Source organism: Granulicella mallensis MP5ACTX8 (assembly GCF_000178955.2).
GTDB classification, from domain to species: domain Bacteria; phylum Acidobacteriota; class Terriglobia; order Terriglobales; family Acidobacteriaceae; genus Granulicella; species Granulicella mallensis.
The window spans coordinates 4,462,507-4,473,865 of the sequence record NC_016631.1; the positions used below are offsets into that span (position 1 = coordinate 4,462,507).

11 protein-coding genes are annotated in these 11,359 nt (G+C 54.8%); all 11 read left to right on the forward strand.

Annotation, left to right across the window (positions count from 1 at the left end; all coding sequences use genetic code 11):
• Positions 1–128 precede the first annotated feature (128 nt).
• The 11 genes from ACIX8_RS17475 (at position 129) to ACIX8_RS17530 (ending at position 11,329) form a co-directional block, all read left to right on the forward strand.
• A complete protein-coding gene (locus tag ACIX8_RS17475; RefSeq protein WP_014266703.1) occupies positions 129–1,268 on the forward strand; it encodes a Gfo/Idh/MocA family protein in 1,140 nt (379 codons plus the stop codon).
• Positions 1,269–1,282: 14 nt separating this feature from the next.
• Positions 1,283–1,666 carry an EamA family transporter gene (locus ACIX8_RS24740; protein WP_052310644.1) on the forward strand — a complete coding sequence of 128 codons (384 nt, stop codon included), beginning with the start codon at positions 1,283–1,285 and terminating at the stop codon, positions 1,664–1,666.
• Positions 1,663–2,034, forward strand: a complete 372-nt coding sequence (locus tag ACIX8_RS17485; RefSeq protein ID WP_014266705.1) for a DMT family transporter — start codon at positions 1,663–1,665, stop codon at positions 2,032–2,034. The genes ACIX8_RS24740 and ACIX8_RS17485 overlap by 4 nt, the downstream gene beginning before the upstream one ends.
• Positions 2,034–3,476, forward strand: coding sequence for an FAD-dependent oxidoreductase (locus ACIX8_RS17490; protein ID WP_014266706.1), 1,443 nt, complete (start codon positions 2,034–2,036; stop codon positions 3,474–3,476). Before ACIX8_RS17485 ends, ACIX8_RS17490 begins: the two co-directional genes overlap by 1 nt.
• 265 nt (positions 3,477–3,741) lie before the next feature.
• A complete protein-coding gene (locus ACIX8_RS17500; protein WP_190273688.1) occupies positions 3,742–4,452 on the forward strand; it encodes a polysaccharide deacetylase family protein in 711 nt (236 codons plus the stop codon).
• A 42-nt stretch (positions 4,453–4,494) separates the two neighbouring features.
• The gene (locus ACIX8_RS17505) at positions 4,495–5,622 is read left to right on the forward strand and encodes a glycosyltransferase family 4 protein (protein ID WP_014266709.1); all 1,128 of its coding nucleotides are present in this window, start codon (positions 4,495–4,497) and stop codon (positions 5,620–5,622) included.
• Positions 5,619–6,923: a glycosyltransferase family 4 protein gene (locus ACIX8_RS17510; RefSeq protein ID WP_014266710.1), complete on the forward strand. Its 1,305-nt coding sequence runs from the start codon at positions 5,619–5,621 to the stop codon at positions 6,921–6,923. Before ACIX8_RS17505 ends, ACIX8_RS17510 begins: the two co-directional genes overlap by 4 nt.
• Before the next feature lie 146 nt (positions 6,924–7,069).
• Complete coding sequence (locus tag ACIX8_RS17515; protein ID WP_014266711.1) at positions 7,070–7,741, forward strand: polysaccharide biosynthesis/export family protein; 672 nt, start codon at positions 7,070–7,072, stop codon at positions 7,739–7,741.
• A complete protein-coding gene (locus ACIX8_RS17520; RefSeq protein WP_014266712.1) occupies positions 7,738–9,009 on the forward strand; it encodes a hypothetical protein in 1,272 nt (423 codons plus the stop codon). Before ACIX8_RS17515 ends, ACIX8_RS17520 begins: the two co-directional genes overlap by 4 nt.
• Complete coding sequence (locus ACIX8_RS17525; RefSeq protein WP_014266713.1) at positions 9,009–10,484, forward strand: GumC family protein; 1,476 nt, start codon at positions 9,009–9,011, stop codon at positions 10,482–10,484. The genes ACIX8_RS17520 and ACIX8_RS17525 overlap by 1 nt, the downstream gene beginning before the upstream one ends.
• The gene (locus ACIX8_RS17530; protein WP_014266714.1) at positions 10,481–11,329 is read left to right on the forward strand and encodes a CpsD/CapB family tyrosine-protein kinase; all 849 of its coding nucleotides are present in this window, start codon (positions 10,481–10,483) and stop codon (positions 11,327–11,329) included. Before ACIX8_RS17525 ends, ACIX8_RS17530 begins: the two co-directional genes overlap by 4 nt.
• Positions 11,330–11,359: the final 30 nt, after the last annotated feature.

The window sequence follows — 11,359 nt, forward strand, 5'->3', positions numbered from 1 at the left end:
AAGGCAAAACTAATACACCCAGGAACGGGTGACGCGGCGACTTGGCCGCCTAATTGCTATCTCCGTCATCAGGATTCTTCTGAATTACTCAACGGACTTCGGGCAAGATGCCCTTGAAGGAGGCAGGAATGGCGCAAGTCAAAGTTGGAGTGGTGGGCCTGGGAGCGTGGGGTCGTAATGTTGCGCGCTGCCTACACGAACTAAATGAGTGCGATCTGGTGGCTTGCTGCGACACGAACCCTGCGTCGCGCGCATTGGCCGAGCTGAACTGGAACGTCAAGACGTGCGAAACCCTGGACGAGATGCTGGAACGCTACCCGTCCATCCAGGCTATCGTTATAAGTTCACCCGCTATTACCCATTATCCCCTCGCAAAAAAGGCTCTTCTCGCGGACAAAGACGTGTTTGTAGAGAAGCCTTTCACGCTCGAGGTTGCACACGCTGAAGAGCTGCTTCACCTCTCAGAGGTCCGCGATCGCGTTCTTATGGTTGGCCATTTGATGGAGTACCACCCGGCCGTGAACTATATACGTGATCTCGTTCGCTCTGGAGAACTTGGTGACATCTACTACGTGTACACCCAGCGAGTGAACCTTGGCCGCATCCGCGGTGACGAAAACGCCCTATGGAGCTTCGCACCACACGATATCTCCCAAATCCTCTATATGCTCGGCGGAACACCCACCGACGTAAGCGCTCGAGGACAGAGCTTTATCCAGAAATCAATCGAGGACGTGGTGTTCCTGAGTCTGTACTTCAGCAACCGCGTCATGGCTCACATCCATATTTCATGGCTCGATCCACACAAGGTTCGCAGCACTACCATCGTCGGAAGCAAGAAGATGGTAGTCTTCGACGACGCGGCCACCTCTGAAAAACTCCGCATCTATGACAGTCGTGCCGAAATGCACCCTACCACTTCATACGGTGAAGCGACACAGGTTCGTTTTGGCGACATTCACATCCCCCGAATCTCCAGCACAGAGCCCTTGAAGATCGAGTTCCAACACTTTCTGGACTGCGTCGTACGGCGGCTCCGTCCTCGCAGCGATGCCTACGACGGACTGCAGGTAGTTCGGATCCTTGATTCAGCCCAACGGTCTCTCGATATGGATGGCATTCCTGTGGCACTCCAACCTGAGGAAGAGAGGCTGCATGCCCCAAGCCTCCCCTCGAAAAACCGCAGCTGGAGACCGGCCCCTGATGTACCCATCAGCTTGCCTGCCTTTGCCTATATGCCAGAGCTCTCGCAAAAGGTCCCCCAATGACAGCGATAACCAGAATGCGCACAGCGCTCACCCGGCCGGAGCTCATGGTAATCGCCTCCGCTTTGTTCGCTACGGCCGGGCAGGTGATCCTCAAGTACAGCCTTCATCGCGATCCTGCATCCTTTGGCGCTCACGGCCAGGAGTTAACGGTCTTACGGGGTGTTTTGATCGGTTTGTCTGTCTATGGGATTGGAACAGTGCTGTGGCTTCTGGCTGTCTCGAAACGCGAGATCAGTTATCTTTATCCGCTTGCCTCCATCAGTTATTTACTCGTCGTACTTTCTGCACATTTCTTCCTCAATGAGCCTATCCACGCAGATCGGTGGGTCGGCATCGGATTGATGACACTCGGGATCGGATTGCTCACCTATGGAGCACCGGAGGAGCGGCCACAATGACAACATCCAGTAAGGCAGCCCTCATTCCCTGGCTGTCATTGGTCGGCAGCATTGTGATCGGCGCCGGCGCCCAGGTTTCGCTAAAATACGGCACCAACTCGCGCAAAAACGCGACAGGCACTCTGTCGCGGTACCTATCTCCATGGGTTGGGTTGTGGGCGGCAGGTTTCGTGGCCGCGACCATACTTTGGCTGATCGCCCTCGCTCATCTCGATCTCTCCTATGCCTATCCGATGCTAGGCCTTAGCTACGTCCTTGTGACGGGAATGGCCGCTTTCATCCTCAAAGAGCCCATATCGCGCTTGCATTGGGTTGCCGTTCTTATGATCGGTGCCGGCGCAGCCTGCATAGCAAGGAGCGGACTTTAATGAGCCATTCAGAGACCAGGGCATCGCATATCGTTATCGTTGGCTCGGGATTTACCGGGATGGTCTGTGCCTTGGACCTGCTCAAAGCCGGCTACCGCGTTACGCTGCTTGAGGCTGGCCGTGAACCCGGGGGATTGACATCCGGCCAGAACTTCGGTGACTTCACATGGGATCGGTTTTATCACTGCATCCTGACTTCGGATGCTTCCCTGCTATCTCTCCTTGACGAGCTTGGCTTGAGCAACAAACTTCGCTGGACTGCAACCGAAGTTGGCTTCTTTTCACACGGCAAACTGTACAAACTCACAAGTCCCCTGGACCTCCTCCACTTCCCTCTTTTGTCCCTGCTAGATAAGCTCCGGCTCGGACTTGGGACGTTGTATATCTCGCATCTGAGCAATGGGAGGAAGCTCGAGGAGATCCCGCTCGGCCCCTGGACTCAGCGAATATTCGGCAAGAAAGTCTATACAGAGATGTGGGAGCCCCTGTTCCGGTGCAAGCTGGGCGAAATGCGCCATTCCGCTTCTGCAGCCTTTCTCTGGGGAACGATCCGCAGGCTCTACTCGACTCGCGAAAACGGTCCACAGAAACAGGAAAAACTCGGCTACGTCGCCGGCGGCTACACTACAGTCTTCAAAAATCTCTACGCCAGCATCACGGCTCGCGGTGGCGAGATCATGACCTCGACCCCAGTGACATCCGTCGCGTCTCTGGCGAACGGCTCCGGCCAATCCGGCCGCGTCAGAATCACCTCTGCGAATAAACAAATTGACTGTGACGGAGCCATCATCACAGCGCCTAACCGCGCCATTCTTGGCTTCCTCCAGACCGACGATGTCACCTACACCGAGAATCTCTCCCGTGTGCAATATCTCGGATTGATCTGTGTTGTGCTGGTACTCAAGAAGCCTCTCAGCGAGTTCTATGTAACCAATATCACCGAGGAGAGCCCTTTTACAGGCATCATCGAGATGACGAACCTTATCTCGACGGTGGACGAAACCGCTGGGCATCATCTCGTATACCTGCCTCGCTACACCCAATTTGATGACCCTCTTTTCAGCGCTGACGAGGACTCCGTATGGGCCACCTTTGAGCCTGCACTCAAACACATGCATCCCTCGCTCGAGGATGCCGACATCAGCAGGCGCTTTGTGTTCAGAGAGCGCTCCGTCCAGCCAGTACCGACCCTCGGATACTCCCGAATAGCACCACCGGCCGCAACTCCACTGGCAGGTGTTTACGTGGCAAACACGGCGCAAATCATCAATAACACCCTGAATAACAATGCCATGACGGAAATCGCTCATGCAGCATCCCGGCGCTTGATGCAGGATATCCCGCCTACTCTGCCAGCCACCGCCAACAGTTCCCAGGCAGACTCGATTCTCGTAACCCTTTCAGAACAACAGATCGCCTTCGCAGGAGGTGGGCGCTCATGAGCTTGATCGATGCACTTGTACAACATTTAGCTACCCGTTTTTTTTCCCAACGGCCAGCACTGGCATTCCTGACATTGTCCGTCGGACTCTACCTCCTCTCCGTCATCATTCGGTGGTTCTCCCGAAACAACGGGGGGACAAAGAGGCGTGTCGCTGCACAGATTATTCCTGGCGTGAAAGATGCCTCTCAATGATGCTTCATAGCCCAACGGCTTCTACGACTCATAGACGACGAGTTCTCGCGTATCACGAGTTCTCCCCAAAAGTGTCTTCCGATGTCTACGAGATGACACCGGATGCCTTCTCCAGACAGCTTGAGGTCGCAAAGGCTGAGGCGCAGCGGACAGGGACGCATTTGGAAGTCACCTTCGATGACGCCCATCGCTCGCAAGTGACGCTGGCGGTTCCCATACTGGAGAAACATGGGATATTGGGACACTTTTTCGCACCTGCCGCCTGGGTAGGTGCGCGCCAGGAAACGGCCAGTTGGAGAGAACTACGGGATCTCGTTGCTGCTGAACATCGCGTCGGTTCCCACGGAAACACCCATACGTTGCTCACCCAATGCTCTCCGCAGGATCTCTTGTCGGAGCTTGTAGATTCACGCCGTTGTCTCGAAGATAAGCTAGGCAACGCCGTCGATACGATCTCTATGCCAGGCGGTCGATGGAATACGGCGGTCTGCGCAGCCTGCATCGGAGCTGGCTATAAAGAGCTCTATGTTTCGGAGCCAGTCCTCGGGCTTCATCCAATTCCCTCAGCCCTCAGTGAAAGCATCGCTCTTGTCGGCCGCCTGGTTGTCCGCCGAACCATGGCAGATCAAACTGTAGCCAACTACGTGGCTCACCACTGGGCTACAAACGCCAAACTGCTTGCAGAATCCGCAGTAAAAAGGCTCCTCAAGTATTCGATAGGCGAAGCCCGATATCAAGCCCTCTGGGCAGCGATCCTCCGGTCGCCACATCAAACGACTTAAACAGTTCTCACGATTGGGGCTAACTTGCGTGTCCTTCACCTCATGTCGAGTGCAGGCTTCTACGGAGCCGAGAACGTAGTAGCGGTTCTTTGCTCACAACTCCGGGCCGCGGGACACCACGCGAACATTGCGCTTTTCGATAGCAGCAATCTACCAACCTCGGACCTGGAGAGGCTGAAGACTGTGTCCGGTCACGTTCCTGCAGACCTACTATTTAAAGGACGTTTCGACATCCGTGCCCTCATGCGCCTAGCGAGATATCTCCGTTCCGAACGGGTGGATATTCTGCACACTCACGGCTATAAGGCGGACATCTACGGCTTCATCGTGGCGAAGCTTAGCGGTTGCGCAATTGTGGCGACCTGCCACAATTGGACGAACCGAACAGACTCTCTGCAGTCCTATGCAAAATATGATCGCCTCATACTGCGCTGGTTCAACGCCGTGGTTGCGGTTTCAGAAAATGTCGCGTCGATTGTCGATGACAGCGGCGTGTCGAAATCAAATATTCGGCTCATCTATAACGGCATCGAAACGAAGACATATCAAGCTTGCGCTCCCGGGACCGAATCCGGCGTGCCAGTCATTGGTGTGCTATCACGGCTGTCTGAAGAGAAGGGCGTCGACGTCCTCGTCCGCGCTCTTCCATCGATCTTGAAAGACTATGGAAGAGTTCATTGCATCATTGCCGGAGACGGTCCGGATCGCACATCACTCGTCCAGCTCGGCATTGAACTAGGTGTCGACCAACACGTTCAATATCTTGGTTTCTGTGCGAATGTACCGGCTCTTCTTGGTCGTTGCACCATCGTCGCTCATCCTTCACGCATCGACGGAATGCCCATCGCCGTCCTGGAAGCGATGGCAGCTGGCGCGCCGATTGCCGCCTCCGCTGTAGGAAGCATCCCCTATCTACTTGATCATGGGCACGCCGGAGTTCTTGTCCCGAGCGAAGATCCCGCAGCTCTTGCCGAAGCGCTCATTCATCTGCTGAAAAACCCCGAACTACGTCGAGATCTGGGAGAAAGAGCACGTGCGCGCGCCATCGCTGAGTTCGATGCCGCAGTCATGACTCAGAAATACATTGAACTCTATAGAACACTTCTTCCAGGACAACGGCTTCGGCCAACCGAAGTAGTGGCAGATCAACCTGCCTGGTGGGTCCAATGACCACCTCATCCATCGTCGAAGACGCCACAAACGTCACTGAACAGCCACCTCGCTTACGCGTTTGGCTGATAGACGCCTTCTGCTATACACCTTGGTATACCGCTGAACTGTCTTGGGCATTGAGAAACACCGGAGTAAACCTAAAGCTCATCTGCACCCCCCACCTGAAGGAACCTGCATTTTTCGCACAGCAGGACATCACGCTCGACCCTGCGTGCGAACAAGTATCCAGGTGGTTCCGAAAGACTCCTTCGATCATTCGAAGGGCGGCTCGTAACGCCGACGTATGGCGGACGATGCAACGGCTCATCAGAGAGTTGAACGCAGGAGATCAGGCAAAACCTGACATCATCCACCTGCAGCAGACTCCTCTCCTCAATCGAGGCATCTGTCTGGACTTCAAGCTATTAGAAGCCGCGAAAAAGGCTGGTGTCCCGGTATTGCATACTGTTCACAATGTGTTGCCCCATGATAGCGGGGACCATCTGCGCAACATCTACGGACAACTCTACAACGGTGTAGATCATTTGATCTGCCATGACATCACGGCAGCACACCGCTTGAACGAGGAGTTTTCGGTTCCGCTGAAGAAGATCTCCGTGATCGGCCATGGGCCTCTCTTCGCCCCTGCTCATGCCCCTAAGGAGTGGGAGATCCACAATGCACGCCGGCTATTGAATCTGCCCGAGAATGCATCCATCGTTTTGTGGCAAGGCATACACGCACCCTATAAAGGCGTAGACGTGCTTCTTGAGGCCTGGAAGCTCGCCCTGGCCCAGGGTCTCCAAGACGTCGTGCCTTCCCCACTCCTTCTGATTGCTGGCTCCGGGCCGAAAGACTTCGAGGCCACTATCCGTCTGGCCGCCCAGCATCTTGGAGGCACCGTTAGAGCCGACCTGCGCTATATCGAAACTCGTGAATTGCCTCTGTACTACACAGCCGCCGACATACTGGCTTATCCGTATCGAGCGATCACTACAAGCGGAGCCTTGCTCACCGGCCTGACCTACGCCAAACCAATCATCGCCTCTCGATTGCCAGCGTTTGAAGGCTATCTTGATGACCGGGAAAATGCCATCCTTGTCGAGCCCGGCAACGCCGAACAGCTTGGAATGGCAATTCTATGTCTTCTCAAAAGCCATGCCGCAGCAAACATTGGGAATGTCGGAAGTGAGGCTGCCTGCTACTTACAGCTAAAATCCGCTGCTCTCAAAAACACATCCAGATACATAAGCTGGGGCCAGATTGGAAATGACACAGTAGCCGTCTATCAACGCTGTGTTGCATCTTCCCGCAGATAGATCAAAGCATGTGCAACGTATTGCATAGTGCAGCTGCAAATAGGTCTATTTACAAGCACTCGACGTGAATGTCCCAAGCTTTTCCCAGGTTTAATGTTTGGTCAGCGAATTGCCTCCATCCATCTCATCAAGAGGGAGCAAAGCGTATGAAGGTCCAGAGAAATGACTTGGGTAAAGCCGCAGCGCTACTCGCACTCTATCTCCTGTGCCACGCTGTCGGCGCACAGTCTCCTCGAGTTGAAGCACCCGGATCGCATGCAATGGCCAGCGGCAGCAAGGCTACCGCAAGTTCAAACGCATCTACCTCACCCCTCACCGTCGTAGATCTCCCCATCGTAGAGTCCTACAAGATTGGCTGTGGAGACGTATTAAATATCTCGGTTTGGAAAGAGCACGACCTTAGTCCTACGGTGACAGTTCGCCCTGATGGAAAGATCTCGATGCCTCTGGTCGGCGAGATGACCGTGACCGGACTAACACCCAACGATATTGAGCAACTGTTACGGACACGCCTCGCTAGCATCGTGGTAGATCCGAGAGTTACAGTCACGGTCGCGGAGATTCACAGCCGGATGGTCTACATCACCGGCGAGGTAGCACGCCCAGGGGCCTACCCTCTCAACTCACCTCTGAATGTATTGCAGCTTATTGCGCAGGCTGGGGGGCTCACCCAATTTGCGGCTCGTAAAAAAATCACGGTCATTGCACCCAACTCAGCGGGGTCCGGCGTGAGGCTTGACTACAACAAGCTCATTCATTCGCCTAACTCCAGCCAGGCCATGTGGCTTACACCGGGAACGACGGTGGTTGTTCCATGAACAACCAACAACATCGTCGTCACTCCTGGAGGAGTCTTGGAGGGCTGTCTATTTCTTTGCTAGCGCTCTCTAGTGTTGCAATATCGGCAGCGCAGTTGCCTGTAATTGCCGATACCCACAGCATGCCTCGTGTCGCCGAGGGCAGCTACTACACGATGCAATGGTTAGAGCCATCGCTATCGGTGAGCTCCGGATATGACACCGCCGCCGATGACATCCCGGATGCATCGGGAGGTCTGGTCACGGTAGAAGGAAAGCTCGGTGTTAATTTTCGACACGAACGGTCGAACCTGATGCTCCAACACGACGGTCAGGTCGTCGACTCAATCGACACCGGCATTGGCGTACAGCAGTATCAGAGAACATCCTTAGTCTTTGCGGATAGGGCATCGCGTTCTACCTCGTGGAGCTTCCTGGCGGAAAACGGCTATGGGTCAGACGCGGCACGCGATGTCGGCAACCTGAATACCGCAACGTTGAATACGGTCAAGGTTCCCGACACCAACACAGTCGCATTCGGCAACGTGACCGGCAACACTCTCACTGACCGTGCCCTGCTTGCTGTCGATCATCAACTGACCGCGGTGCGGACACTGTCGCTTGGTGGTGATGCGACCTTTCATCATTACTTTGATCAGGGCGTGTCCGATCAGCGTTACAGCGTCAATCTTGGACTGCGGACGGATCTTAGGAATGACATCACCGTCGGTGTCAGAGCAGAGGGGGTTCGAGAAAGCTACAACCATCTGAACTGCACAACGGCATCGATAACGGCATTTGCAGACCTTTCTTTCAATCGAGACACACTCCTGCAGGGAGGCATCGGGCCGATCCTGGGCTCAGCTGAGTGCTCAGGAAACTATCAGTACAACGTCACGCTAAGTAAGAGCACAATGCGTGGAACGACCGTCTATCTCGGCAGTACGCGCCAGGTCAGCGATGGATTCGTGAATCAATCCACGTGGGAAACCGCAAACTTCGGTGGAGTCTCTTTGGGACAAACACGAACTGCATTAGTCAATTTAGACGCAGGTTATGCACATTATGAGATCGGTAATCCCACGCCGGCCAATCCCAACCTTCATGGCTATTTTGTTTCCGGTGAGCTCCGGCACCGGCTCAGCAATGATTCCGAATTGTCATTAACAGCACGGTACTTCTCTCGTGGCCCCAGCCCAGTAGAGCTTTCCCGTGGAGTCTTCTTACTCACATACCGCTGGGCGCGGGAACAGCGGCCAACGAGAACGTTCGATTCTGGAGGTAGGTAATGAGAAATTCTAGTCCTCCCCTCGAAGTAGGGGTAGCGCGATGGATTGAAGTGATGCGGCGGAATCTGCTTCTCGCCTCTATCGTTGCACTTGGAGTCTTCGGCATCGCGACTGTGGTCATCGCAAAACTTCCAAACGTCTACCGCGCGGAGACCCGCATCCTGGTCAACCCTCAGCGCATTTCAGATAAGTATGTAAGCTCGACTGTTTCGATGGGTCCTGCCGAGCGCCTCAATACGCTTAGTCAGCAAATCCTCAGCACGTCACGGCTCGAAGCCATAACGACCGAGTTGAATCTCTATCCCAAAGAGCGGCAGGAGTTAGGGCGCGATCGGGTGATAGATCTGATGCGGAACCACATCACCATCGACCTGAAACAAAGCTCTGACGGTCCAAGCGCCTTCACGATCTCATACACAGGTGGCTCCGCTCAGGAGGTTGCCACCGTCACCAATCGTCTCGCCGCATCTTTCATCGATTGGAATCTTCGCGACCGGGAGCAGGAGGCCCAGGGCACAACGTTGTTTTTGGAAAAAGAGTTAGCAACCAGCAAATCCGAGTTGGACGCCCTCGAAGAGCGGCTAAGGGTCTACAAGGTGCAGCACCTCGGCCAGCTTCCCAACGAACTCGACGCCAATCTGCAGACGCTCTCACGTTTACAAGTTCAGCTCCAGGCAAACTCCGACGCTCAAAATCGGCTTGACCAGCAAGCTCTACTGTCCAGATCCGGCTCGTATGATGCTTCGGGCGAACAAGGCGAAAATCCGCAGGCCGGGCTCCGTAGTCAGCTCGTCGCACGTGACGTGCAGGCTCATCGTGACCTTGCCGAGTTGCGTTCCCACTACACATCGGCTCACCCGGACGTCATTAGCAAAGAAGCGGAAGTGGCTTCGCTGGACACCCAACTGACACAAACTCCAGCGTCGGTATCGAGCAGAACCAGGCGCTCTGGCTCCGTTGCCTCTCCCGCCGATGCGCAGGAAGCCTCAATCCATCACAGTAGGGATCGACTCGCTGCCGAGCAGCACCAGATAGAGTCATCGATCAATAACTATCAATTTCGAGTCAACGGTGTTCCAATCCGCGAGCAAGAGATCTCACAACTGCTTCGGGACTACGATACCGCGAAAGAGCACTACCGTTCCCTGCTCGAAAAGACATACACGGCTCAAATGTCTATGGAACTGGAGCGTGGCCAGGAGGGCGGCAGCTTCACATTGCTCGATCCTGCGCAGGTACCAGATGCGCCGATTGGACCGAATCGTCCTGTCTTGTATTCGATGTTCCTTGTCGCATCCCTTGTGGCTGGCCTTTTGGTGATCATTCTTCGCGAGCGGCTGGATAGCACCGTCAAGTCCGACGGAGAACTTCATGACATCTTGCCGCACATCCCGGTATTGGGGCTTATTCCTCGTATCTCCAAAACCATTGTCAACCACTCCCCAGCGCAACCAACTCTTCGGAGGGCCTTATGATCACTCTCAACCTCAGGGAGTATCAAACCATTGAACCGCATCTGATGATCGCATCGGCGTCGAACGGAGACGCGGGATCGCCCCACAAACATCAGAACGCAGTAGTTGATCGCCCTGCCAGCGATCAGTCCGATGCGATCAACTGGCTGAACATGGTTCCGAAGCTGGAACGCTTGCCGCAAAAGCACAGGACAACTATCGCCTTCGAGTCCGGCGCAGACAGTCGCGCATGTGAACAGTTTCGCCTCATGCAGCATCGCCTTGTTACTGCACGGCCGGCTGGCGGTGTCGTGCTGATTACGAGTCCTAGTGCTGAAGATGGCAAGAGTCTTAACTGTCAAAATCTGGCGTGGGCACTTGCGGAGGCCGGGCACAAAACTCTTCTGTTGGATCTCGATCTACGACGTCCCTCACTGCTGGCTGCTTTAGGCGGTGTCTGTCCACAGAGTATCGAGCAGGTGCTTAAGGGAGAGGTCACGCCCGAAGCAGCGATTCGGTCAGTTGGCGATCTGCCTCTGTACATTATTGGTCTCGATAAGGCGGTATCTAAACCAGTTCCGCTCTTGAGAGCACCGGAACTATCGAATTTATTGAAGTGGGCCCAGAAGAACTTTCAATGGGTTCTCCTGGATGCGCCGCCCGTTCTCCCCGTTGCAGACGTTGAACAGTTGCTTCCAAGCGCAGATCTCGTACTTATGGTTGTTCGCGAACGTGTCACTCGACGGGCAGCGGTGCAACGTGCTGCTGAAATGCTCGGCGAACATCTCAGCTCTTTAATCTTCAACGATGTCACCATGTCCATCGCCGCTGGCTACGGAGCTAACTACGACCGCGGCTACAGATAAATCTTTCAACGACCGGTATCCGGCCGTAAG